Genomic DNA, 23,972 nt, shown 5'->3' with positions numbered 1-23,972 from the left:
GCCCGCAGCCCACGCCATTAGCGTCGTGATATCGCCAAACGGACTCCATGCGCCGCCTGCGTTTGCGGCTACGACGATGTTTATCGCGCCGGCTACTAAGAAATTCGTATTGTTTTTATCTATCGTTAAAAGAACGGTAGAAAGGATAAGAGCGGTAGTTAGGTTATCAGCGACGGGACTAATGAAAAACGCCAAAACGCCCGTTAGCCAAAAGAGTCTTTTATACGTGTAGCCTTTTGAGACGAGGTTGTATTTTAGCGCGTTAAACACGTCTCGCTCTATAAGCGCCTCGATATATGTCATCGCGACCATGAGGAAAAATACGATCTGCGAAATCTCTAAAATCAGGTGATTTACCTCATTTTGCAACAAATGCACGTCTAGGCCGTTTGCCAGCATATAAAAGCCGATAAGCAAGAACATAAAAGTGCCGATAAATATGGCCGGCTTAGCCTTATCGATGTGAAAATTTTCCTCCGTAGCGATGAAAAAATATCCCACGACGAAAATGATGAGGCTCGCGATACCCACCCACGTAGTCGTTAAATTTAAAGCCTCGCCCGCAGCGTCGCCGCTACCGAAGGCCAAAGCGAAAAACAGACTCAAAAGTCCGACGATCTTCATTTGCTCTCCTTGATTTATAGTTTATTTATCTTTTCGGTTTTGCTGTTTGAGGGCTCGGACGGCGCTTCGTAGAACGGATCACCCTTGTGGCCGCAGCCTGCTATAAAAATTAACAAAAAAAATGCTAAAATCGCCTTATGAAAGACGCTAAGACTATTATTCGACATATTGTTGATAATCCTTTTTATAAAGAGTTAAAAAACCGTAGCGAATGCGGAGATTTTTTACAGCTTTTAAGCCTAAATCATCGCAGGCTCATCGCCTTTTGCTACGAGAAAAACGGCATTTTGTTTTTCGCCCTGTTTCATCCGTTAGGACTTCAGGAATTAAAAAGCGATAGTAGTATAAAAATGTTAAAAGGCTTATTAAAAATCTATTCTAGCGTAAATTTTGACGGCAGGCTCGCTCGCGTGACGGACGTTAAATTTTTTGTGACAAAGCATTTAAAATTTAAAAAAGCGACCAACCCATACGAAAAAAAGCGAATTTTTACCTACACCGAGCCTGCTAAAGGCGAGTTTGTAAATTTAGCCAAAAGCGAGCGGATTTTTGAAGGATTTGAAAAGATCCGCCTTGCTATAAAGCAAAATTTAGCCAAAGAATCAAGCGGGGCGCGATGAATCAAATTTGGCCGAATTTAATCCAAAGCTCAAATTTACCGGCGGGAGTCAAATTTTGCTAATCGACGAGATCCGCTCGCTGCCAGCCCAACCAGGCGTTTATCAGTATTTCGACAAGGCCGGCAAGCTTCTTTACGTCGGCAAGGCTAAAATTTTAAAAAACCGCGTTAAAAGCTACTTTTCGTTTACGCCCGCGCTCGCCCCCTCGCCCAAGGTCAGCCCGCGCATCCACAAGATGATCAGCGAGGCCGTACACCTCGAGTACATCGTCACTCCCAGCGAGGCCGACGCGCTGATACTAGAAAACTCCTTCATCAAGCAACTAAGGCCCAAATACAACATCTTGCTGCGCGACGATAAGACCTATCCCTACATCTACGTAAATTTGGACGAGGATTTCCCACGCTTTGAGATCACGCGCAAGATCGTCCGAGGCAAAAACGTCAAGTATTTCGGCCCATATTTTCGCGGCGCGCGCGAGCTTTTGGATGCGCTTAGGCTGAGCTTTAAACTCGTGCAAAGCAAAAGCGCGCTCAAAGCCACGGGTGCCTATCTGCCCTATCAGATCGGCTACTCCGAGGCCCCGCTCATCAGCAAAATTTCGCCCGCAGACTATGCTAAGGTCGTAGACGGCGCGATCGCGGCGCTAAATAATCCGCTTTCTATGCTGCCAAAGCTCGTAAATTTGATGAACAAATACGCCCAAAACGAAAACTACGAGCAAGCCGCTCTCGTGCGCGATAAAATCAACGCGATCAAGGATCTAGACGTCAAAATCGAGGTCGATCTGGCTAAGCTTGAGGACTTTGAGGTTTTTGCCGTGGGCGCGGAGCAAAATTTACTTTGCGCGGTGCGTTTTAGCGTGCACGGCGGCAAGATCAGCGGCGTGTATCAAAACATCACGAACGCAAAAATGAGCTCGCAAGGCGATCTAAACGACGCTTACAAGCAAATCGTTTTAGAGAGCTTCCCGGCCGGCGCGCCAGTCGTGAGCGCTAAAATTTACACGCTAGAAGCCTTTGAGGACGCAAGTCTAGTAGAGGAGATTTTAACCGCTCGCCACGGCCGTAAATTTAGCATATCGGTGCCTAAAATCGGCGAGAAAAAGCGCATCTGCGAGATGGCGCTAACAAACGCACAGGTCTTTATCCAAAAGTACCTAAAAACCCACGACGACGCGTTTTTGGACGAGCTAAAGGAGTATTTTGGCCTAGCCTGCGCGCCGTACGCTATCGAGACTTTCGACAACTCGCATATGTTCGGCGCGGCCGCAGTCGGCGCGATGGTGCGCTTTGAGCACGGAAACTTCGCCAAGGAGCACTACCGCCACATGCACCTCTCCCACGCAAACGACTACGATCAGATGCGCCAGATGCTAACAGAGCGTGCTTTGCGGTTTGATAAACTTAGTCCGCCCGATCTCTGGCTCATCGACGGCGGCCAGGCGCTGCTAGACCTCGCCTCGGATATCATCGCTAGCAGCGGCGCAAACGTCGATATACTCGCCATCTCAAAAGAAAAAATAGACGCCAAAGCCCACCGTGCAAAAGGCGGCGCGAGGGATAAAATTTACGCTAGCAGCGGCGTATTTACATTGCCCGTCGGCGACAGACGACTACAGTTTTTTCAGCGTCTTCGTGACGAGGCGCACAGATTTGCCATTACCTTTCATCAAAAAACCAAGCGCAAGGAGGATCTGGGCGCTAGCAAGCTAGCAGACGCGGGCGTATCGGCGGGCAGTATCGCAAAGCTAGTTAAATTTTACGGTAGCTTTGAAGCGATAATGACCGCAACGAACGAGGAAATAGAAAAGGTGACGAATAGGAGCGTAGCAGCCAAGATCGAGCAGCTAAAAGAGAGTGAAATTTGAAGCTTATTTTGTAAAATTTGCCCTGAAATTTGAGCCAAATTTGACGCGTTTGTTTTCGTCAAATTTGAAAGAGCAAATTTAACTCCCCGCTCTTGGGTAAATTTCGCCGTAGTTATTCGCAAATCAACCCGTCAAATTTGGCGTAAAATAAAAATCAAATTTGAGCGCAAATAATCTGCGGCGCAAATTGAATTTTGCACCGCTTTCGACCGACATAAAATTTTATCAAATTTAGCGTTTCGCGGCTTTTTCTATCGCTTCCGCGGCTTCGCAGCCCTCACTCCAGCCGTATGCGCACGCCTTTTGTAGATAGTTTTTTGCGCTAGTTACGTCTTTTTCGCCAAGCATTGCGTTATAGTAAAGCACGCCGAGGTTGAAGCAAGACATCCCGTCCTTTGCTTCGCAGGATTTGCGCCAGATTTCGCCCGCTTTTTGCGCGTCTTTTTTGACGCCAAGCCCCTGCTCATAAAGCGAGCCTAAATTTGCGCAACCTAGCAAATAACCGCTATCGCAGGCTTTTTTATAGAGCTCGGCGGCCTTTGGTTCGTCCTTTTTAACCCCTTCGCCTTTGCGGTAGGCGACGCCCAAATTTACGCAGGCTCGCACGTACTTCCCGTCGCACGCCTTTTTAAACAGCGCGAATGCCTTTTCGTAGTTTTTTCCCAGGTCGCACTCCTCAAGCTTGATGCCGATGTAGGAAAGGCCCAAGTTATCGCAACTCTCAAGGTCGCCCGCGTCGCAATCTTTTTGCAGCCCGCTTGTATCGCACTTCGCCGCATTTAAAGAAACCGCCGTAAAAACGGCTAAAAATATAAATTTATTCATCTTGCATTTTAATGTCAAATTTGACGCGCCGTTTTGTAGCGAGCGCAAATTTAAGTCCGAACGACTCGGTAAATTTGACGAAAGATTGTGCCCGTCAAAAGGCAAATTTGACCTAGATTTACGCCTTTTTGCTCTTTTTCTTGCCTTTGCTATCGGCCTCTTCGCCTTTAAACCACCCTTTTATCTTGTCCAAGATTCCTTCGTCTTCTTCCTCGTCGTAGCTCGCCTTGCCCGCCTTGATACCAAAGCTCTCTTGCAGCTGATTTAGTAGAGAGATTTGCTCGTCCGTTAGCTCTTTTGGCGTTTTTATGGAGATTTGAGCTACGAGCCTGCCGTATCTTTTGCTGTTTACGTTTTTCACGCCAAGCCCGTCAAATACGAACTGCTGCTTATCTTTTGCGCCGACTGGCAGTTTTAGCTCGGTCGTGCCTTTTAGCGTCGGGATCGTGATCGTCTCGCCTAAAATCGCCTGCGTGAAAAATACCGGAATCTCAATATAAACGTCGCTTTCATGGCGCACGAAATGCTCGTCGGCTTCAACCTCGATATGCACGTACAGATCGCCCCTGGCGCCAGTTGAGGAGACGTTGCCTTTTTCGCTCACGCGCATTCGCATGCCGTCGTCGATGCCCTCGGGGATATTTACTTTGACGCTTTGGCGTTCCTCTTTAAAGCCGCTACCGCCGCAATCAGAGCATCTATCCTTGACCGTTTCGCCCGTGCCGTTACAGTACGGACACTCCTGCACGAAGCTCATAAAGCCCCTTTGCTGCGATATCCGCCCCCTGCCCTCGCAGTGCGGACATACGTGCGTTTTGCCGTCTTTCGAGCCGCTGCCTTTGCAGGTTTGGCACGGCTTTTTGATCGTAAATTCTATCTCTTTTTCAGCACCGAACACCGCTTCGTTAAATTTGATCCTAAGAGCTATCTCTAAATCAAGCGGATATTTGTCGCTGCTTCTTTTGCGGCTGCTTGCGCCTGAGCTAAATCCGCCGCCAAAAAACGAGTTAAAGATATCTCCCAAATCAAAATCCGCGCTAAATCCGCTAGAGCTAAAGCCGCCTCTGCCCTCAAGCCCGGCTTTGCCGTATCTATCGTATATAGCGCGCTTTTCCTCGTCGCCTAGCACTTGATAGGCTTCGTTTACCTTTTTAAAATTTTCTTCCGCTTCTTTGTCGCCTTGATTGCGGTCGGGATGGTACTTTAGCGCTAGTTTTCTAAATGCTTTTTTTATGGTTTCAGAGTCGCTATTTTTGCTGATTTCTAAAATTTCGTAGTAGTCTATTTCCACAAAATCTCCTAAAATTTTTAAATTTAAAGGGTGATTTTATCTTATTATTTATAAAAATTCAAAGCGGGGGAGAATTTTAAACGAGGATAGTAAATTCGGAAAAAAAATTTAACATTTTTTGGTTATAATCATTTTCGTTAAATCTATTTGAAAGGCTTAAAATGATTAATGTTTTAATGATTGAAGACGATCCGGAATTCGCGCAAATCCTATCCGAGTACTTGAGCGATTTTAATATAAAAGTAACAAATTTCGAAGATCCTTATTTGGGACTAAGTGCGGGAGTGAAAAATTTCGACCTGCTTATCCTAGACCTTACACTACCTGGCATGGACGGCCTAGAAGTGTGCAAAGAGATCCGCAGTAAATACAACATCCCTATCATCATCTCTTCTGCTCGCAGCGACATCAGCGACAAGGTCGTGGGCCTGCAGCTAGGCGCGGATGACTATCTACCAAAACCGTACGATCCAAAGGAAATGTACGCGCGCATAATGAGTCTAATCCGCCGCTACAAAAAGACCAACGAAGTGCAAGAAGAGGTCGTAGATACGCTATTTAGGATAGACGAGCGCAGACACGAAATCTACTATAACAACGAAAGCCTAACGCTAACACCGGCAGAGTATGAAATTTTGAGCTACCTTATCAAACAGCACAGCTTTTCAGTCTCTCGCGAGCAGCTAGTTTATAACTGCAAGAGCCTAAAAGACAAGGACTCAAAGAGCCTAGACGTCATCATCGGCAGACTAAGAACCAAGATCGGCGACAGCTCAAAAGCGCCTAAACATATATTTTCGGTACGCGGAATAGGCTATAAACTCATAGGATGAGATACTCCTTAACCACGAAAATTTCGGTAGTTTTCGCACTAGCGTTTTCGCTTGTTTGTATCTTATTCTACACGTTTGCGAGCATACAGCTAGATAACGCGCTAGAAAAGATAAAAAACAAGCAGCTAAATGCGATAAACTACCTCATCGCCTCATACGAAAAGTCAAATCCGCCTAGCGATTTGACTAATTATTTTAGAAATTTTGGACTAACCTACGTTAAAAGCGACAAAACCGTCGCAAACGTCATAAGCACGGGCAAGACGGTCTTTGCTAAGCAAACGCAGCTGGGACTCTTTCAGTCGCTGCTTTTTCAGGATAGTTTGTATCTGCAGATCAAAAATCCTTCGTTTCAAATTTTACTCGAAAGCGACGATACGAAAAACATAAATGACCCGATTTGGGTGGGCTTTATACTCACGACGGCGCTTCTTGTATCGCTCTACGTTTCGGTGATGAAGTCGCTGATGCCGCTTAAAAAACTAAGCTCTGATATCAGGAAATTTGGTGCCGGAAATATGGACGTAAATATCGCCAAACCTGACTCCGACGACGAGATCGCCAAGGTCGCGATAGAATTTGACGCCGCAGCTAGCAAAATCAGGGAGCTTTTGCGCTCTAGGCAGCTGTTTTTACGCACGATCATGCACGAGCTAAAAACGCCGATCGGCAAGGGGCGCATAGTCTCTGAAATGGTGCAAAATCCTACGCACAAAACCCGCTTGATAGCGATATTTGAGCGTCTCGATATGCTCATAAACGAGTTTGGCAAGATCGAGCAGCTGCTATCCAAAAACTACGCGCTAAACTATCAGGAGTCGTACTTTTCAAACGTCCTTGATCAGGCGCGCGACATGCTGATGCTCGATAAATTTGAAGAAAAAGTGAGCGTAGATATCCGCCGAGATATATTGCTACGCGTGGATTTCGGGCTCTTTTCGCTCGCGATCAAAAATCTCATAGATAACGCCCTAAAATACGCCGACGACAAAAAGGCGCAAGTTATCTGCGACGCGGACGGTATCGTCGTGAGAAATCTAGGTCAACCGCTACAAAATCCTATCGAGTACTACATGCAAGCCTTTATCCGCGAAAAGGGCAGTAAAAGCAGTGGCATGGGGCTAGGGCTTTACATTATCGACCACATCTGCCGTATGCACAAATTTAGCCTAAAATACTCATACGAGGACAGCTATCACTCATTTAAAATTTGTACCAATCCAAAGGAAAGCGTTGAAAAAAGGGCTTGAGAAATTTAACGAACTCGTAGCGGCCTTTGAGCGGCTACCTGGCGTGGGCAAAAAGTCCGCCCAGCGCTACGCCTATCACGTCTGCCTAAAGGATAGCTTCGGCGGACTAAAGCTCGCTCAAAGCATCGAGGACGCCGTGAGATTTACGGGCAAATGTCAAATTTGCGGCGGGCTTAGCGAGGACGAAATTTGCGATATTTGCAGCGACGACACACGAGATAAAGAGCTGCTAGCCGTCGTAGAAAGCCCAAAAGACATCCTGGTTTTCGAGCAAAGCGCGATCTACCGCGGTCGCTACTTTGTGCTTGAGGAGATAACGCCGGAGCAAACCGAGAAACTGCGCGAGATTATCCGCCAAAACGGCGTAACTGAGATCATTTTCGCGCTCACGCCGGGGCTTAGCAGCGACGCGGTGATGGTTTTTATCGAGGACAAGCTAAGCGATTTGGACGTTAAATTTAGCAAGATAGCCCAAGGCGTACCAACAGGCGTAAATCTCGAAAATATCGATCTTCTATCGCTTATGAAAGCGCTTGATAGCAGGACTGAGCTGTAAATTTAAGTCGGGTGCGCAAAATTTTTTATCAATTTAACGCTACCTTTTTAAATTAGCTCAGGTCTAAAATTAAGATTGGGCGAACAAAATTCCATCGCATTTCATACGAATAAACCGCCTCAAATTTAGCCCACCGCCAAAATTGATAAAATTTAGCACATAGCCTCAAAATCAAATTTTACAAGCACGACAAAGAATAAAAAGAAAATTTAAAAGAGAAATTTACGACCCGAAGGCCGTAAATTTAAGCCGCCCGAAACGAGCGAGAGAAGTTACTTCGTAGTTTTTTGGATATACGAGAACTCGGAAATCTTCGTCCACTCGCGAGCTTTAGCTAAAAACGCTCTTTGAGAGTCCAAAATCTCCTTAAATAGCGGATCTTTCGCCGCCTCTTCGTCTAGGATTTCGTCGCTTGCTTTTCTAAGCGCGTCCATGACGTCCTGCGGGAACGAGCGAACCTCGATATCAGGATACTCCGCTTTCATCTTCGCCCAGTATTCTGCGTTATCAAAGAACGAGCGCGTATTTAGCATGCTGGCTACTTGATTAGCCGCAGCCTCGATCACAGCCTGAAGATCGGCAGGTAGCTTCTCGTAGGTCTTTTTGTTTACGAAAAACTGAGTTTGGCCGCTCGGCTCTTGCCAACCTGTGTAGTAGTATTTGGCGATCTTGTGAAAACCAAGACCCATATCAAACGCAGGGCTTACCCACTCGACCGAGTCGATAGTGCCCATCTCTAGCGCCATATATAGCTCGCCGGTCGGGATCGTGTTTATAGTCGCTCCCACTCGCGCCATCACCTCGCCGCCAAAGCCAGGGATCCTGATTTTTAGGCCTTTTAGATCATCTACGCTTTTGATCTCTTTTTTAAACCAACCGCCCATTTGCGTGCCTGTGTCGCCGGCGTTAAAGACTTTGATGTTGTATTTATCGTAAACTTTTTCCTCTAGTTGTTTGCCGCCGCCAAACTCATACCATGCGCGTAGCTCGCTAGCAGTCATACCAAAAGGCACGGCGGTAAAAAACATAGTGTTTGCGTCCTTGCCCTTATAGTAATAAGACGCAGTATAGCCGATATCATACTGACCGCCCTTAACGAAGTCTAGTATACCAAACGGCGCCTTGTGCTTAGACGGATAGTCTATCCTCACCTCTAGCCTGCCATCGCTTAGCGTCTCGACCACGCGCTTAAATTCTTTCGCCGCGTCGCCCAAAACCGGAGTCGTGCTCTCCCAGGTGCTAGCTAGCTTTAGCTTATAGGTTTTGTCCGCTGCGTTCGCGCTTAGCGCTAAACCGAAAGCAGCCAAAACCGCTAAAAACTTTTTCATTTTTGCTCCTTAAAATAAATTGGCCGATTATACTTATTTTTTTTAAAAATTTGGTAAAATTGCGCAAAAAGGGGTATCCATGAACAAAAAAACCAAAATCCTAGCCACGGTCGGACCAGCCAGCGAATCCATAGAGGTTATGGAGCAATTAGTTTTAGCCGGAGTCAATGCTTTTAGGCTAAATTTCAGCCACGGCACGCACGAATACCATAAATCAAATATCAATAAAATCAGGCAAGTAGAGGCGAAACTCGGGCAAAAAATAGGCATATTTCAGGATATCTGCGGCCCTAAAATAAGAGTCGGCAAGCTAGACAGAAGTGAATTTAAACTAAAAATCGGCGATACGCTAATCTTCGTAAAAGATGAAATAATCGGCGAGCAAATAGACGAAAATCACTATAAGCTTTGCATAAATCAGCCTCAAATTTTAGCCGCTCTAAAAACGGGCGAGTACATATACCTATGCGACGGACAAATTCGCGCCAAAATCACGCAAGCAAGCACCCAAAAAGTAGAAGCCGTAGTAGAAAACGACGGGATACTCCGATCGAACAAAGGCGTAAATTTCCCAAATACCAAGCTTAATATCGAAGTTATCACGCCTAAAGATTTAAAAGATTTGGAATTTGGCGCCAAAAACGGCGTGCATTTCATCGCGATCTCTTTCGTACAAAACGCAAACGACATAAGAAAAGCTAGAGAAATCCTAAAGGGCTTTGGCTCCAAAGCTCAAATTTACGCCAAAATAGAAAAATTTGACGCAGTAGAAAATATCGACGAGATTATCGAGGTCAGCGACGGCGTGATGGTTGCTCGCGGAGATCTAGGTATCGAGGTGCCGTACTATAAGGTGCCGACGATACAAAAGCTCATCATTAAAAAAGCAAACGAAGCAGTTAAGCCGGTCATTACCGCCACGCAGATGATGCTAAGTATGGCCGAGCACGAAACGGCAACTAGAGCCGAGATCAGCGACGTGGCAAACGCCGTACTAGACGGCACCGACGTGGTCATGCTAAGCGAAGAAAGCGCGGTCGGCATAAACCCCGTCGCCGTCGTAGAAGCGATGAGCAACACTATAATCCAAACACAGCAAATTTATCCTTTTAACAAATTTGATTTTGACCGCTACGACGATACCGATATGATCGCATCTAGTACTGCCAGGCTCGCCTCCGCGCTAAAAGTAGACGGCATAATCGCGCTAACCTCATCTGGTGGCTCGGCGGCAAAACTAGCCAGATACCGCACCGATATAGATATCATCGCCATAACGCACAACGAGCAGGCCGCGTATAGGCTGACTCTTTGCTGGGGCATAACGGCTGCGTTTGTAATAGAAAAAGAAGAAAGACTGCATACACTGATGGCTAAATCGATCAAAGCCGCAGTCGAAAAAGGCTATATAAAAGACGACAAAAGCTACATCATGACCGCTGGCTATCCGACGGGAGTAGCGGGCAGCTCTGATTTGATTAGAATTTTAAGAAAAGCTCAGATAGATTATTATCTAGAAGAAGCCGATAAATAGAGGGCTTTTCGCATCGAGGCTTCAATTTTGGCCTCGTCAAGCGAGCCCTCAAAAAATAAATTTAACGCTAAAACCGCCTGAAAAAGTAGCATCTCTGAGCCGTCTTTATGCGCGAGCCCGCTAGCGGCGGCTAAATTTAAAAAAGGCGTTTTCTTGCCGTAAATAACGTCAAAGGCAAATTTGCTTTCATCAAAAATCGGACGCAAAATCTCGATCGGTGCAGGCAAATTTTCATCTTTTAACCCTGCCGAGGTCGTATTTATGACGAGATCAAATTTGCTGCCATTAAATTTGCCAAAATTCGCCCAGCTAAATTTTTCAAATTCAGCAAAATTTGCCAGCCTCTCCTCGCTTCTATTTAGCACGCAAACTCGCACGCCGCGGCTTTTTAGCGCATATGCGACCGCTCTAGCCGTTCCGCCAGCACCCAAAATGAGAGCTGAATTTATATGTCCAAAACTCTCTATCGTTCGTAAAAATCCGGGCGCGTCGGTATTGTAACCGTAAATTTTATCGCCGCGAGCTACGAGAGTATTTACGGAGCCGATTTTAGCAGCCGTTTCGTCTGGAGCGTCGCACTGCGCGAGCGCGGCTTCTTTGTGAGGTACTGTGACGTTTGCGCCGCTTAGTTTTAGTTCTTTAAATCTAGAGATGAGTTGCGAGCCGTCCGCTAACTCGTATCGAGTATAGAGGGCTTCGCGAGATAGACCAAGCTCGCCGAGAGCTAGGTTGTGTAGTCTCGGCGAAACGGAGTGGGATATAGGGTTGCCAAAAACGGCAAAAACCATCATTTTATATTTACGATAAAGGCGTTTGGAGCGGCACTTTGCTTGATTTTAGCAAGCTCGCTTTTTAACTGCTCGCCGCTATAAGGGCCGACTAGAACCTTGATGATTTCATTGCCGTTTACATTCGTCCTGTATAGCTTATAGGCGTATCCTGCGGCTTTTAGTTTGCCAAGCTCAGGCGCTTTTTCATTAAAGTGTTTAACGGCGAAAACTTGCACGTAACTACCGCTGTGAGCATCGCCGCCGCTAGCTGCAGGAGCTTGTTTAGCCGGCTTTTGTTTTGCTTGTTTTTCTTTAGCTGCATCGTTTTTAGGCTGTTTTACAGGTTTTTCTTGTTTAGGCTCTTTTTGTTTTACTACGTTTACGTGTTGCTTAGGCTCGGCTTTTGGTTCGCCTGGCTGAGCGCTTGGAGCGTCATTTTGCTTTAAAGCACCTTGTATAGTAGAAGACTCGGTCGGCGTAGGAGCTGTCGCGCCTGCATCTTGCTGCCTTTTATCCTCTTTTTCCTTAAGCGCTTTTACCATATCCTCAAAGCTATCTTGGCCTTTGTTTTCAGGCACGATAGGCACCTGCTCAAAGGCGGGATTTGGCTGCTGCGCCTGAGGCTCGGACGGAGGAGGCGGTGGAGCGACTGGCGAGACGTTAGCTTGTGCTACTTGCGGCGCAGGCTCGTTAGGCGGCGTAGCAGGCACGCTCACTTGCTGAGGGATACTTCGCGTATTATCTGGCTCAGGCGGCAAAACCAGCCTAGAATCAGTTTGTGCAATCTGATCGTTAGTTTCGGAGGAATTTAAAAATTTCATCACGATGAGAACAGCTAAAAAGATGATGACAAAAACTGCGACGAGGATGAGTATCCTCTTAACGCTTTTGCTCTTTTTATCCTCGTTATTATCAAGCATGATGTCTCTTAGCTCGTTATATTCCATTTTCACTCCTTACATATGTTTTGACCAGCTTGCGCCGCGCTCTTTTTGATAAACTTTGTACGGCAACGTCAAGATATTAAATTCTTTCGGTAACTCCATCGTCGGAAACACTCTCCACTCTTTAACCAAACGCGAACTAAGCAACATAGATAGTTTATTCGCTATCTGATAGCCCTCATTTAGCGTCGTGTGCCCTTTGTGTATATAAAGGTGCAAGTGTCCCGGTGTCTTGCTCTCGTAGGCGGTAAAATTTATAAATCCCTCCTCGCGGAGCAAAAGCTGAGCACGGTGCCAAAAGCGCTCAGGCATCCTGCCGTTGTAGTCAAAGACGATATTTTCTACCTTGTCGCCAGGCAGTATCAGCGAGTGCGCGACAGTGATCTTGCCCTCGTCGTGATCTTTTATCACCTGATAGCTTAGAGGCTCATTTATGAGCTCAAATTTGTTGAAAAACGTCCGTCCCTTGTACTCAATCTTACTTACGATATTATCGCGTTTGATCCAGTAGTGGCTCGTGTTCATTTTGATTAGCGCGGTGTCTATGCTCTGCATCAATAAGTCGCCTTATCATAGATGATAAATTTGCCCGCAAGCTCTTTTAGTTCGGCTTTTACTTTTTCTTGAAGCGCTGCGTTATTGATATCGCTTAGCACGTCGGCGATTTTGTTTGCGATGATCTCAAATTCCGCTTCTTTCATGCCGCGAGCCGTAAGCGCCGGACTTCCGATGCGGATACCGCTTGTAACAAACGGGCTTCTAGTTTCGCCTGGAACCGTATTTTTATTTACCGTTATGCCTGCGTTTCCAAGAGCGATGTCGGCATCTTTACCGCTAAATTCGCGATTTAAAAAGCTCATTAAAACCAGGTGATTATCCGTACCGCCGCTAACTAGGTCAAAGCCACGTTTTACTAAAATTTCGGCTAGCTTTTTGATGTTTGCTTTGACTTGCTTGGCGTAAATTTTCCATTCAGGCGAAAGGTTATGTTTAAAACCTACCGCCTTTGCCGCGATAACGTGAACGAGCGGTCCGCCCTGAATGCCAGGGAAAATAGACGAATTTATCCTTTTAGCGTACTCTTCGTTGTTTGTCATAATGATACCGCCGCGAGGTCCGCGAAGGGTCTTGTGCGTAGTTGAGCTCACCACGTCGCAGTGCGGAAAAGGACTCTGATGCTCGCCAGCTACGACTAGGCCCGCGATGTGCGCCACATCGGCAAAGAGTATAGCGCCGACGGCGTCAGCTATCTCGCGGAATTTCTTAAATTCGATCTCGCGAGTATATGCGCTCGCGCCGCACACGATCATCTTAGGTTTTACGATTTGCGCGATTTCCATCACTTTGTCGTAGTTTATTCGTCCGTCAAGCTCCACGCCGTAGAAAAAGCTCTGATAAATTTTACCAGAGCTGCTTACTTTTGCGCCGTGAGTTAGGTGTCCGCCATGGCTTAGATCCATGCCTAAAATTTTATCGCCCGGATTTAAAAGCGCGCCGTAAACACCCTGGTTTGCCTGCGAGCCTGAGTTTGGCTGTACGTTTGCAAATTCGCAACCAAAAAGCTCTTTGCAGCGATCTATCGCTAGCTGCTCAATCTGATCGACGTATTCGCAGCCGCCGTAGTAGCGTTTGCCTGGATAGCCTTCCGCGTATTTATTGGTTAGAACCGAGCCCATTACTTCCATTACTTCAGGATAGGTAAAATTTTCACTCGCGATCATCTCGAGGTGGTCGCATTGGCGTTTTAATTCCAAATTTACTAAATCAAAAATTTCTTTATCATAACTTTGCAAACTCATTAATTCTCCTTGGTTTCGTTTTTTTGCGGTCTCATCGCCGGGAAAAGTACCACGTCGCGGATGGATTTTTTATTGGTTAGTAGCATCACGAGCCTATCTATACCGATGCCCTGCCCCGCAGTCGGAGGCATCGCGTAGCCAAGAGCCCTCACATAGTCCTCGTCCATCTCGTGAGCTTCATCGTCTCCTGCATTTTTAGCTTCGATTTGTGAAGCGAAGCGGCCGTATTGATCAATCGGATCGTTTAACTCGTTAAAGCCATTTGCTAGCTCGCGCCCTGCGATAAACAGCTCAAATCTCTCCGCGATATTAGGATCTGCATCACTTCTGCGAGAAAGCGGGCTGATCGAAATCGGATAGTCTATGATAAACGTCGGATCGGTTAGCTTGCTTTCTACATAGTTATCAAAAAGCTCGGCTTGCAAATGCCCTAAATCAAGCTTTGCGTTTGCCTCAAAGCCGTCAGCCTTGAGCTTAGCTAAAATTTTATCCTTATCGCCGATGATCGCTTCGTCTAGACCGCCGATTTCTACGAGCGCTTTTTTGTAGCTTATGCGTTTAAACGGCTTGCTAAAATCGATCTGCATACCGTCAAATTCGATGATTTTAGGCATATCTAGTTTATCAAGAAGCACGTTAAATAGCTCCTCGGTTAGCCCCATCAAATCGTGATAAGTATGCCACGCCCAGTAGAACTCAATGCTGGTAAATTCTGGATTGTGCGTTAAGTCCATACCCTCGTTGCGAAAATTTCTATTCATCTCGTAAACGGCATCAAAACCGCCCACTATGAGCCGCTTTAGATAAAGCTCAGGCGCGATGCGTAAAAATCTCTCCACGCCAAGCGCATTGTGAAACGTGACGAAAGGCTTAGCGTTAGCACCGCCCGGGATCGGGTGCATCATCGGAGTCTCGACCTCCAAAAAGCCCTTATCCTCGAAAAATCTGCGAATCGTGCTAACGATAACCGAGCGGCGCTTAAAATCAGCTCTGACCTCTGGATTCATTATCATATCTAGGTATCTTTGGCGATATCTAGTCTCTATATCCGTTAGTCCGTGAAATTTCTCCGGAAGCGGTGAAATAGCCTTTGATGCTAAAGTTAGCTCGCTAACGTGCATCGAAAATTCGCCTGTTCGCGTGACGAAGGCATATCCGCGCACGTATATAATGTCGCCTACTTCGATATTTTTCTTTACAACCTTAAACCAGTCCGGATCAAGCGTCTTGTTGCTAAAGTAAATTTGGAGATTGCCGTCCTCATCCTCGATGTTGGCAAATATCGCCTTGCCTGCATCCCTGATGAGCTTAACGCGTCCAGCGAGGCTTACTAGCTGACCTTCTGCGCTCTTTTCTTCGGTGTCTATTATATGTTTAAATTTGAGCCTAAATTTAGTTATATCCATATCGCGGCGCAAAAAATGCGGATATGGATTTATGCCTGCATCTCTTAGCTCGTTTGCGGTCTCTAGCCTCTGGATCTCCAGTTGATTTTCAAATATCACTTGCCGCCCTTTGCCTCTTTGGCATTGCACTCTTTGCACACTCCGTAAAGCTGCATCATGTGTCCGGTTAGCTTAAACCCGTGTTCTTTTGCGATATTTGCCTGTCTTTTTTCTATGGTTGCGTCTTCAAATTCGATGATAGTTCCGCATCTGCGGCATATCATATGATCGTGGTGAGGCTTGGTTGCAAGCTCGAATTTTTTACCTTGCGAACCGAAGCTGATAGAGGTTACCATCTCGGCCTCTTCGAGCAAATTTAGCGTCCTATAAACGGTCGCAATGCCGACATTTAAGTCAGGATAGGTCTCTTTAATGAAAAAATAAAGTCTCTCCGGAGTGAAGTGCTCGTCGTTGTTGTAGAGCGTCTTTAGTAGAACTTCTCGCTGTTGCGTGTATTTTAGCCCATTATCTCTCAAAATTTTTTTAAATTTCTCAAGAAGCGCGTCGTATTCTAAATTCTCAATCATTATTTATACTCCTTAATCGTCGAATTTATCTCCAAATTTGGTCTTTGCTCCTGCATAGATGCGTCAAACGGCGTTTCGATATTTCCCACGCCACCTGATATGCCTTTTACGTTAACATTCATTATCCATTTGCCGGTATCCAGCAAAATCGGGTACAGTTTACTTCCCCTAAAATACGGCTCTATTTTGTTATTTAAAACTTGAATATTTGAAATAGTCACCATCAAAACTGCAAAAACTAGGAAAATTTTAGAGCTCCCGATGACAAATCCGCCCATTTTATCCAAAAATCCAAGTCCGCTTAACCCTACTAATCTCGATAAAAATGCGCCGATACCCAAGCAAAGTATCCAGAATACAATAAGCGTCGTTAAAAATCCAGCAAAAAATAAAATAGAATCGCCCTCTATTTTATAAACATTATCACTTATCAGATGACCGACTCTAATACCGAATCTACTAGCCACCACGATACCGCCGATTAGACCGATGAGGCCAAATATTTCCTTTATCAGTCCGCTTATCACGCCTTTTATACCCAGTATCAAAACCAATGAAACGACGACTACGTCAAATAGAGTAACAAAATCCATTACATACCTAACAATGGCGCGAGTTCTTGCTGATTGGTTGAATATCTCATCGCCATTTCTTTCGTGATTTGATTTGCTCTAATAGCTTTCATTAAAGACTGCGTTTGTGTCATCATGCCGGTTACTTGTTGGTTTAGCTGCATTTGGGAGTAAATTTGATGCACCTTGTTTTCTCGAATAAGGTTTGCGATAGCGTTATTGTTAATTAGTATTTCGTGTATAGCAAGTCGTCCGCTGCCTATTTTTGGAAGTAAGCTTTGCGATATAACCGCCGTTAACGAAACCGAGAGCATATTTCGTACCTGAAGCTGCTCGCCGCCCTCAAAGCTATCTATGATACGGTTGATAGTCTGAATAGCCGAGTTTGTGTGCAGCGTGCCAAATACTAAGTGGCCAGTCTCTGCTGCCGTAATAGCCGTAGATATCGTTTCTCTGTCTCGAAGCTCGCCCACCAAAATAATATCAGGGTCTTCACGAAGCGCGCTTTTGAGCGCCTTGGCATAAGACTTGGTATCCACGCCGACGTTTCTATGAGAAAAAAGACCTTTTTTATTCGTATGTACGAACTCGACAGGATCTTCTACGGTAATAATATGCTTTCTTTCGTTTAAATTTATCTCGTTTAGCATCGCGGCAAGCGTCGTCGATTTACCGCTACCTGTAGGTCCGGTGACCAAAATTAGTCCCTTTTCGCGCTTTACCACTTCTTTAAAAATAGCAGGCGCTCTAAGGTCGTCAAGAGACGGAATATCCGTCGGAATAATACGAAATGCGGCAGCCAAATCGCCGTTCATAGTATAATAATAGTTGCCCCTAAAACGTCCGACGCCGGGAAGCTCTATTGCGAAGTCAAGCTCCCTATTTTCCTCAAGATCGCTTTTTTGCACGTCGGTTATGAGCGCATAGCAGATATCTTGTATATCGTGCCCCTTTAGCACGCCGAGCTCAAGCGGCCTCAAAGTTCCGTCTATTCTGATCTGCGGCTCGCTTCTTGCGACAAGGTGCAAGTCACTGGCCTTATTGTGTACGACCGTTTTTAATAACGTCTCCAAGCTTACGTCTATTTTCTTGGGCTCTAAACTATCATTTTGAGTTTCTTGCCTTATTTGCTCCATATAAAATTTCCTTATTCTATAATTTTCGGCACGACAAAGAAGTGTTTGCTACTCATTGGAGCGTTTTTAAGTATAGTTTCTATCACGTCAGAGCTCACGCTTACGTCTTCTCTTAACGGAGTTCCGCCTTCTCTAGAGCTTACTACCGCTTGAGAAGCGCTTAGATCAAGCTCGTCTAGTATACCCGCAAAGCTCAAAATTTCACTGAGTTGACCTTCGATTTCCCTTCGCTTGTCGCTCTCGACTTTGAGCGAACTAAGCTTTTCAAGTTTGGTTAATAAAGTATCGTCTATCTGCATAAAACCTCGTCAAATTTTTAAAATTTTCCGCATTATAACACAATTTGCCTTGATTTTTATGCTGTTTTATATTTATTATGCTACAATTACGAACTTTCAATAACTAAAATTTAAGGAACAAACTTGGCCATCAAAGATGATATTGATTCTATAAAGGAAGAGTTAAATACTCAAGAACAATTTTTAGAAAACATAATCAAAAGCGAAAGATTTTTTAAAAAATATAAAAAAATTATCATCGGTGCGCTCGCCTTAGGCGTGATCGGCGCGGCGGGATACTATATAAACGGCGCTTTGAAAGAAAAAGAGTTTAAAGCCGCAAACGCCGCATATGCAAAACTGATACTTAATCCAAAAGACGAGCAAGCAAAAGCCGAACTAAAACAAAAAGACGCCTCGCTTTACGCGCTTTACGAGTTTAAAAGAGCGGTTGACAACAACGACACAAACGCGCTAAAATCGCTAGCAAACGAGCAAATAGATCCGCTTTTAAAAGATATCGTAAAATCCCAGATAAACGAGCCTAGCGGTCAAATTTTGACTTCATATAAGGCCGTTATTAGAGGGTATGAGCTAATGAAAGAAAATAAAATCGACGAAGCAAAAAACGAATTTAAAAAGGTTCCTTTAAATTCTCAGCTTCAATCCATCGTCAAAAATTTAGAACACTATCAAGGAAATGCAAAATGAGAAAATTTCAAGCTATTTTAGCGGCTGCACTCTGCGTCGCGGTACTCGGCGGATGCAGTACAAAAAGGCAGTATTTCGAACCGACCGATGTGCAAAATGAAAAAATTTCAGAAAACAGGCTGCCGGCTAGCATCGCGACGGCGAGCATAAACGGAGCGGTGCTAAAAAACGGTATGGCGATAACTAAAAACGGCCTACTCTCGCCCGAGATAAAGCTGCCAAAGGGTGCAACCTTGTTAAATTCCGCCGACGGTAAATTTATCAGCTCCGATTTGGATGGAAATTTGATCGTTGCAAACAGCTCAAACGAAATTTTATTTCAAAGAAGCTTCAATGAAGCAATCGTTTCAGCCGCTCTAGAAGATAATAAACTAGCCCTTTTAAGCGCGGGCAATGCCATATATCTCATCGACATTGCAACAAACGATACTTTGCTCGAGTTTGAAAGCTCAAACGTCTATGCGCAGGACTCTCGCGTCGCTGCGCCGTTATTTATGAGCTCGCTCGTTATATTTCCTACGCTTGACGGTAAGATCATGATCGCGGATAAAAACCAAGGCCGAATTTTACGTGACGTGGTTGTGAGTAGCGAGCAGTTTTTTAACAACATCATCTCGCTCAACGTCGTAAACGACACGATGATAGCCGCCACAGGCAAGCGTATCGTCTCGATAAATCCGGAAAAAACGGTTTACTATAACGGCGAGATAAAAGACATCGTCATAAACGGCGAATATGTATATATCTTGCTAAAAGACGGCAAAATCGTGCTTAGCGACCTAAATTTGAAACAAATCAAAGACGTATATTTTAAATTCGCCATCTTTTCAAGCGCCACCGTCTATAACGGCTCGCTTTATATAATGGAAAAAACAGGATATCTCATCAAGACAGATCTAGCGCTCGACAATGCCAAAATTTACGAGCTTTCAGACGAGGTTGAGAGCCAAATTTTCGCCGGAGCGAAAGAATTTTTCTACGACGATTACAGCTTAGAGCTTAAATGACGAAGCAAGAAATTTATCAAGTTCTGGAAGCCAAAAAGATTATTTTAAAAAATCTAACCTGGGTTGAGCTTGATAAATTTACTAAAAAAAAGACCCTTGTCGCACTTACGGGCGTCGATATCAAGGGATTTTATATGCTTTTATTTTTTCGCAGCGCAAAGGCTAGATTTTTAAGCAAAGAATTTGAAGCGATTAATGAAATAGCTGATAAAATCGCTGAGCAAACAGGCGTAAATTTTAAGAAAAAAGCTATTTTTTACAGCTCTGATATCTGTTCAAAAACCGCAAATTTAATGAAAGAAAACGGCTACAAAAATGACTCTATGTGACGTAGGCAACACTAACGCCACCTTTTTTGAAAACGGCAAAATAATCAAAATCAGGATTGAAAATTTTAAATATTTTAAGAGCGACGAAAAAATTTATTTCATAAGCGTAAACGATGAAGTAACTAAAAGGCTACAAAATTCGCCCAGATTCGTAAATTTGGAGCCCTATTTTGAACTAGATACTATCTATAAAGGCCTTGGTATCGACCGCGTGGCTAGCTGTTATGCCGTAAAAAACGGTCTTATTGTCGATGCAGGTAGTGCCGTAACCATAGACGTTATGATGGACTCTATGCACCTTGGCGGCGCGATAGTGCCCGGCATTTCGCACATCCTAAAAGCTTGCGAAGCAATTTCGCCTAGGCTAAAAATCTCGCTAAATTCGCAGATCGACCTCGACGCACTCCCGCAAAAAACGACCGACGCGGTGAGCTACGGCATCATCAAACCGATCCTGCTTCTCATAGAAAACATGGCAAACGGCTCGAAAATCTACTTCACGGGCGGCGACGGCGAGTTTTTATCGCGCTTTTTTACCACGAGTATCTACGACCGCATGCTCGTATTTCGCGGGATGCAAAAACTAATCGAACAAAAAAAGGACATCTTATGCTAACGGTTGCTTTGCCAAAAGGCCGCATCGCCGACGAAACTCTCGCGATTTTTAGGAAAATTTTTCAAAGCTCGTTTGAGTTTGAGGACAGAAAACTGCTAATGAGCGAGGGTGATTTTAAATTTCTAATGGTTCGTAACCAAGACATCCCGACCTACGTCGTAAACGGCGCCGCAGATATCGGCGTGGTGGGTCTTGACGTGCTTGAAGAGCACCGTCCTGACGTCGTGCGCCTACTTGATCTAAAGATCGGTAAATGCCGCGTCTGCGTGGGCATAAAAGAGGGCGAGGAGTTAAATTTAAACGCACCAGAGCTAAAGATTGCCACCAAAATGCCGCACATCTCGCGCAACTATTTTGCCGCAAAGGCGACCGCGCTAAAGATCATCAAACTATACGGCTCGATCGAGCTAGCGCCGCTGGTCGGGCTCGCCGACGCGATCGTGGACGTCGTTGAAACTGGCACTACAATGAAACAAAACGGGCTTAGAGTCGCCGAGACCATCATGCACAGCTCCGCGCACCTCATCGCAAATAAAAATAGCTTTATCATCAAAAAAGACGAAATTTTATCGCTTTACGAAAAAATCAAAGCGCAAATTTAAGCTAAATTTGTAAGTCGAGTTAACCTGCATCTTTACGATGCAGGTCGCTAAATTTAGCTTTTTTATTTCTGTAAAAAATATCTTGAAATTTGATAGTTTTTAATCACAATACTCGGCGATCAATCTTGATAAAATTTAAACCATACAAAGCTCGCAAGCCAAACTACAAAAACCAAATATACTTAGCTTTTTGGGCGCATGGACAAATCTTATCCTTGCGCGATATGATGCTTTTTCGTAATCAAACAGGAAGCGCCAAAACCCAATAAAAATTAAAGTCAAATTTGACGCCGCTGTCGCAAAAACAAAAGTCTAAACCAAACTTAGTACAAACACAAGAAGGCAATTGATCCATAAATAATTACAAAAGTTAATGAAGCAGGCCCTAAAACGTGTCAAGTGCATAAATTCGGCAATTACTCAACGAGATTTCATTTTATAAAGCTTTACTTGGTAGTTTATTTACAAAAACCGGTCCGCTTTAAAATTTCCGCAAGAGACATTATTGTTTTTATTGAAAGTTAAAATGATATAAAAATCGGCGATAATTCATCAAAAAATCAAGGCTAATTTACAAGACGGCAAAAGATTAAAGCCTCCGACAAAATAGCGTCGCAGTTAAATTTTAATCCTCATAAAGGCTATCTCTAGGCTCGCCCAGATAAAAGCCCTGAAACTCGTCCACGCCAAGTTCTACGCATGCATCAAACACCTCTTTTGAGCGGACAAATTCGGCTATTACCGTGATGTCGAGCTTTTTAGCAAAGGCGATGATGGCGCCGGCTATCGCGCGAGAGTCCTCGCTCGTGTCTATATTTTTTATGATGGAGCCGTCGATTTTTATGTAGTCGGGCTTTAGTTTTAGGATGTAAGAGAAGTTACTATAGCCAGAGCCAAAATCGTCTATAGCGATCTTGACGCCCATCCTGCGCACGCGCTCGATAAATGTTCCGATACGCTCGATATTTTCGATGTTTTCATCCTCTAGTATTTCAAATATCACGCGTCCGGCAACTTTGTATTTATTTAATTTTTCGATGATAAACACACTTACGTCGCCGTCGGTCATATCGCGCCCGGATAAATTTACAGAGATTACGGCGTCGGGCCTATCGGCAATTAGTTTAAAGCTTTTTTCGATCAACATTTTTTCGATATCGGTATAGCGTTTGATGCGCTTTGAAACCTCCAAAAAGACGCTTGGAGAGATGATTTCGTTACTGTTTTGGATGCGGATTAGAGTTTCGTGCTTTACGATTTGCTTTTCTTTATTAAATATCGGTTGATAAAACGGCACGATCCTATCGTTTATGATAGCGTTTCGTATCATATTTGAGCGAGTGATTTGCTCGGCGTATTGCGGCGTATCGTCGATGTTTTTAAAGTAGCAAAAATAGTCCTTTCCGCTTTGTTTAGCAAACTCAAGCGCCACCATCGCCTTTTTAAACGTATCGGTCTCATCAAGCGCAAAGCCCACCGTGCAGTGTATCTCTATCTCGCTTTGCTCGCCGTCAAGTGCGGTGATATCGACGACTAGGCCTTTGATATTATCCAAAAGCTCGGTAGCTAAATCCTCATACCTATCGATAAAAAACGCCGCATCCTCGATAAACGCAAACTGATCGGGCCCCACTCGGTAAACCGCCATATTATTATCATCTGCGAATTTTTGCGAAATTTGCGTCATTCGTACTAAAATTCTGTCGCAAACTGCAGTGCCGAAGTAGTTATTCATTTTTCTAAATTCGTCGATATCCACAATGATGATTTTAGGGCTTTTCATCGCCTCCAGATCACGCTCCAGAGCTGTTTTATTAGGCAAACCCGTAAGAGAATCTCTATAAAGCCGCTTTTGCATCTCGGCATTATTGGCTACGAGCTTGGCATTAGTTTTCATTAGGGAGACTTGATTATTTCTTATACTTCTATAAAAAAGCAAATATTGAAAAATACAAATAAGCACCATTACGCTCGTTACGATAAATGTATTTTTCATATTCACGATAAACCACTGCGCAAAAAGCGGATCGTCAAAACCGGAAATTTTAACGCCTTGAACCATATTGTAGCCTATTATCGCGCCGTCTATATTTTTAAAATAGCAGATCTCGGCTTTATTGTCTGGGATTAGTTTTATACTTTTATAGGCACCGTTGCGAGCCAACTCTGCGTGCGCATTGGCGTCCATACCGCAAAATTTATAGGGTAAATTTTCCCCGATTAAGCTTGGTTGTTGTGAGCTAGCTAGGATGATGAGCTCATTTTTTTCGCCTGTTTGCTTCACCATCCACGACGGGATAGAATTTGCTAATTCGCTATATCTTTGAAACTCCTCTACGTCGCGCTTTGCCACGTCTTTATAAATCATTTGCAATATGTTCATATAAGACTCCACCTTGCTCTGTATATCGACGTTTGAGATATAGTTGGAGGAGTCTTGTAGTTTTTTATAAAATATAAAACCCATAGCCAGACACGAGCAGATCACGAGTACGGCGATCGGCA

The 23,972-nt window shown here is 44.6% G+C and carries 25 protein-coding genes; 11 read left to right on the top strand and 14 right to left on the bottom strand.

Annotated elements, in window-relative coordinates:
• Positions 1-624, bottom strand: a 624-nt coding sequence (gene nhaD, locus Q0546_RS01870) for a sodium:proton antiporter NhaD (protein WP_298790004.1), incomplete at its 3' end; no start/stop codon positions are given.
• Positions 625-761: 137 nt separating this feature from the next.
• On the opposite strand from nhaD, the gene Q0546_RS01865 reads away from it, so the two are divergent.
• Positions 762-1,244, top strand: coding sequence for a hypothetical protein (locus tag Q0546_RS01865; RefSeq protein ID WP_298790002.1), 483 nt, complete (start codon positions 762-764; stop codon positions 1,242-1,244).
• Between the two features lie 55 nt (positions 1,245-1,299).
• A complete protein-coding gene (gene uvrC / locus Q0546_RS01860; RefSeq protein WP_298790008.1) occupies positions 1,300-3,114 on the top strand; it encodes an excinuclease ABC subunit UvrC in 1,815 nt (604 codons plus the stop codon).
• A gap of 231 nt (positions 3,115-3,345) precedes the next feature.
• Here the strand turns inward: uvrC and Q0546_RS01855 are convergent, their stop codons facing one another.
• Positions 3,346-4,044 carry a tetratricopeptide repeat protein gene (locus Q0546_RS01855; protein ID WP_298790001.1) on the bottom strand — a complete coding sequence of 233 codons (699 nt, stop codon included), beginning with the start codon at positions 4,042-4,044 and terminating at the stop codon, positions 3,346-3,348.
• Between the two features lie 13 nt (positions 4,045-4,057).
• Complete coding sequence (dnaJ, locus tag Q0546_RS01850; protein ID WP_298056523.1) at positions 4,058-5,230, bottom strand: molecular chaperone DnaJ; 1,173 nt, start codon at positions 5,228-5,230, stop codon at positions 4,058-4,060.
• Positions 5,231-5,391: 161 nt separating this feature from the next.
• Here dnaJ and Q0546_RS01845 point away from each other — a divergent pair, with 161 nt between their 5' ends.
• From Q0546_RS01845 to recR, 3 genes are read left to right on the top strand one after another with little or no spacing between them, the layout of a single operon-like run.
• The gene (locus Q0546_RS01845) at positions 5,392-6,063 is read left to right on the top strand and encodes a response regulator transcription factor (RefSeq protein ID WP_002948262.1); all 672 of its coding nucleotides are present in this window, start codon (positions 5,392-5,394) and stop codon (positions 6,061-6,063) included.
• Entirely contained in the window at positions 6,060-7,313 is a 1,254-nt protein-coding gene (locus Q0546_RS01840; protein WP_298789999.1) for an ArsS family sensor histidine kinase, read from the top strand. Before Q0546_RS01845 ends, Q0546_RS01840 begins: the two co-directional genes overlap by 4 nt.
• Positions 7,297-7,869, top strand: a complete 573-nt coding sequence (gene recR, locus Q0546_RS01835) for a recombination mediator RecR (protein ID WP_298789997.1) — start codon at positions 7,297-7,299, stop codon at positions 7,867-7,869. The genes Q0546_RS01840 and recR overlap by 17 nt, the downstream gene beginning before the upstream one ends.
• Positions 7,870-8,141: 272 nt before the next feature.
• On the opposite strand, the gene dctP is transcribed toward recR, so the two are convergent.
• Entirely contained in the window at positions 8,142-9,197 is a 1,056-nt protein-coding gene (gene dctP / locus Q0546_RS01830; RefSeq protein WP_298789996.1) for a TRAP transporter substrate-binding protein DctP, read from the bottom strand.
• A 79-nt stretch (positions 9,198-9,276) separates the two neighbouring features.
• On the opposite strand from dctP, the gene pyk reads away from it, so the two are divergent.
• Complete coding sequence (gene pyk, locus Q0546_RS01825) at positions 9,277-10,731, top strand: pyruvate kinase (protein WP_298789994.1); 1,455 nt, start codon at positions 9,277-9,279, stop codon at positions 10,729-10,731.
• Here pyk and Q0546_RS01820 read toward each other — a convergent pair.
• From Q0546_RS01820 to gatC, 9 genes are read right to left on the bottom strand one after another with little or no spacing between them, the layout of a single operon-like run.
• A complete protein-coding gene (locus tag Q0546_RS01820; RefSeq protein ID WP_298789992.1) occupies positions 10,707-11,522 on the bottom strand; it encodes a shikimate dehydrogenase in 816 nt (271 codons plus the stop codon). The genes pyk and Q0546_RS01820 overlap by 25 nt on opposite strands.
• Positions 11,519-12,448 (bottom strand): SPOR domain-containing protein, encoded by a 930-nt coding sequence (locus tag Q0546_RS01815; protein WP_298789990.1) that lies wholly within the window; start codon positions 12,446-12,448, stop codon positions 11,519-11,521. The genes Q0546_RS01820 and Q0546_RS01815 overlap by 4 nt, the downstream gene beginning before the upstream one ends.
• Positions 12,449-12,457: 9 nt before the next feature.
• Positions 12,458-13,000, bottom strand: a complete 543-nt coding sequence (locus Q0546_RS01810; protein WP_002948243.1) for a DUF1882 domain-containing protein — start codon at positions 12,998-13,000, stop codon at positions 12,458-12,460.
• Positions 13,000-14,244 (bottom strand): serine hydroxymethyltransferase, encoded by a 1,245-nt coding sequence (locus Q0546_RS01805; RefSeq protein ID WP_298055912.1) that lies wholly within the window; start codon positions 14,242-14,244, stop codon positions 13,000-13,002. The genes Q0546_RS01810 and Q0546_RS01805 overlap by 1 nt, the downstream gene beginning before the upstream one ends.
• Entirely contained in the window at positions 14,244-15,746 is a 1,503-nt protein-coding gene (gene lysS, locus Q0546_RS01800; protein ID WP_298790006.1) for a lysine--tRNA ligase, read from the bottom strand. Before lysS ends, Q0546_RS01805 begins: the two co-directional genes overlap by 1 nt.
• The gene (locus Q0546_RS01795; protein ID WP_171992834.1) at positions 15,746-16,219 is read right to left on the bottom strand and encodes a Fur family transcriptional regulator; all 474 of its coding nucleotides are present in this window, start codon (positions 16,217-16,219) and stop codon (positions 15,746-15,748) included. The genes lysS and Q0546_RS01795 overlap by 1 nt, the downstream gene beginning before the upstream one ends.
• The gene (locus Q0546_RS01790) at positions 16,216-16,809 is read right to left on the bottom strand and encodes a CvpA family protein (RefSeq protein ID WP_298789987.1); all 594 of its coding nucleotides are present in this window, start codon (positions 16,807-16,809) and stop codon (positions 16,216-16,218) included. Before Q0546_RS01790 ends, Q0546_RS01795 begins: the two co-directional genes overlap by 4 nt.
• On the bottom strand, positions 16,809-17,924 hold the full coding sequence (locus tag Q0546_RS01785; RefSeq protein ID WP_206159250.1) for a type IV pilus twitching motility protein PilT: 1,116 nt from the start codon (positions 17,922-17,924) through the stop codon (positions 16,809-16,811). Before Q0546_RS01785 ends, Q0546_RS01790 begins: the two co-directional genes overlap by 1 nt.
• Positions 17,925-17,935: 11 nt before the next feature.
• Positions 17,936-18,223, bottom strand: coding sequence for an Asp-tRNA(Asn)/Glu-tRNA(Gln) amidotransferase subunit GatC (gatC, locus tag Q0546_RS01780; RefSeq protein ID WP_298789986.1), 288 nt, complete (start codon positions 18,221-18,223; stop codon positions 17,936-17,938).
• 123 nt (positions 18,224-18,346) lie between these two features.
• Here gatC and Q0546_RS01775 point away from each other — a divergent pair, with 123 nt between their 5' ends.
• From Q0546_RS01775 to hisG, 5 genes are read left to right on the top strand one after another with little or no spacing between them, the layout of a single operon-like run.
• Complete coding sequence (locus tag Q0546_RS01775) at positions 18,347-18,913, top strand: hypothetical protein (protein WP_298789984.1); 567 nt, start codon at positions 18,347-18,349, stop codon at positions 18,911-18,913.
• Positions 18,910-19,920, top strand: a complete 1,011-nt coding sequence (locus Q0546_RS01770; protein ID WP_298789982.1) for an L-seryl-tRNA selenium transferase — start codon at positions 18,910-18,912, stop codon at positions 19,918-19,920. The genes Q0546_RS01775 and Q0546_RS01770 overlap by 4 nt, the downstream gene beginning before the upstream one ends.
• On the top strand, positions 19,917-20,249 hold the full coding sequence (locus Q0546_RS01765; protein WP_298789980.1) for a hypothetical protein: 333 nt from the start codon (positions 19,917-19,919) through the stop codon (positions 20,247-20,249). Before Q0546_RS01770 ends, Q0546_RS01765 begins: the two co-directional genes overlap by 4 nt.
• Positions 20,236-20,865, top strand: a complete 630-nt coding sequence (locus Q0546_RS01760) for a type III pantothenate kinase (protein ID WP_298789978.1) — start codon at positions 20,236-20,238, stop codon at positions 20,863-20,865. The genes Q0546_RS01765 and Q0546_RS01760 overlap by 14 nt, the downstream gene beginning before the upstream one ends.
• Positions 20,859-21,467, top strand: coding sequence for an ATP phosphoribosyltransferase (gene hisG, locus Q0546_RS01755; protein WP_002948222.1), 609 nt, complete (start codon positions 20,859-20,861; stop codon positions 21,465-21,467). Before Q0546_RS01760 ends, hisG begins: the two co-directional genes overlap by 7 nt.
• A gap of 625 nt (positions 21,468-22,092) precedes the next feature.
• Here the strand turns inward: hisG and Q0546_RS01750 are convergent.
• The coding region (locus tag Q0546_RS01750; RefSeq protein ID WP_298789974.1) for a GGDEF domain-containing phosphodiesterase at positions 22,093-23,972 on the bottom strand (1,880 nt) is incomplete at its 5' end.

Origin of the sequence: uncultured Campylobacter sp. (genome assembly GCF_937997465.1) — a bacterium.
Classification (GTDB): domain Bacteria; phylum Campylobacterota; class Campylobacteria; order Campylobacterales; family Campylobacteraceae; genus Campylobacter_A.
This window is presented reverse-complemented; position numbering and strand designations above follow the sequence as displayed.

Coding starts and splice junctions, on each gene's coding strand:
- Q0546_RS01865 (WP_298790002.1), top strand. CDS start 762: ATGAAAGACGCTAAGACTATTATTCGACATATTGTTGATAATCCTTTT.
- Q0546_RS01845 (WP_002948262.1), top strand. CDS start 5,392: ATGATTAATGTTTTAATGATTGAAGACGATCCGGAATTCGCGCAAATC.
- Q0546_RS01840 (WP_298789999.1), top strand. CDS start 6,060: ATGAGATACTCCTTAACCACGAAAATTTCGGTAGTTTTCGCACTAGCG.
- dctP (WP_298789996.1), bottom strand. CDS start 9,197: ATGAAAAAGTTTTTAGCGGTTTTGGCTGCTTTCGGTTTAGCGCTAAGC.
- pyk (WP_298789994.1), top strand. CDS start 9,277: ATGAACAAAAAAACCAAAATCCTAGCCACGGTCGGACCAGCCAGCGAA.
- Q0546_RS01820 (WP_298789992.1), bottom strand. CDS start 11,522: ATGATGGTTTTTGCCGTTTTTGGCAACCCTATATCCCACTCCGTTTCG.
- Q0546_RS01815 (WP_298789990.1), bottom strand. CDS start 12,448: ATGGAATATAACGAGCTAAGAGACATCATGCTTGATAATAACGAGGAT.
- Q0546_RS01810 (WP_002948243.1), bottom strand. CDS start 13,000: ATGCAGAGCATAGACACCGCGCTAATCAAAATGAACACGAGCCACTAC.
- Q0546_RS01805 (WP_298055912.1), bottom strand. CDS start 14,244: ATGAGTTTGCAAAGTTATGATAAAGAAATTTTTGATTTAGTAAATTTG.
- Q0546_RS01790 (WP_298789987.1), bottom strand. CDS start 16,809: ATGGATTTTGTTACTCTATTTGACGTAGTCGTCGTTTCATTGGTTTTG.
- Q0546_RS01785 (WP_206159250.1), bottom strand. CDS start 17,924: ATGGAGCAAATAAGGCAAGAAACTCAAAATGATAGTTTAGAGCCCAAG.
- gatC (WP_298789986.1), bottom strand. CDS start 18,223: ATGCAGATAGACGATACTTTATTAACCAAACTTGAAAAGCTTAGTTCG.
- Q0546_RS01770 (WP_298789982.1), top strand. CDS start 18,910: ATGAGAAAATTTCAAGCTATTTTAGCGGCTGCACTCTGCGTCGCGGTA.
- Q0546_RS01765 (WP_298789980.1), top strand. CDS start 19,917: ATGACGAAGCAAGAAATTTATCAAGTTCTGGAAGCCAAAAAGATTATT.
- Q0546_RS01760 (WP_298789978.1), top strand. CDS start 20,236: ATGACTCTATGTGACGTAGGCAACACTAACGCCACCTTTTTTGAAAAC.
- hisG (WP_002948222.1), top strand. CDS start 20,859: ATGCTAACGGTTGCTTTGCCAAAAGGCCGCATCGCCGACGAAACTCTC.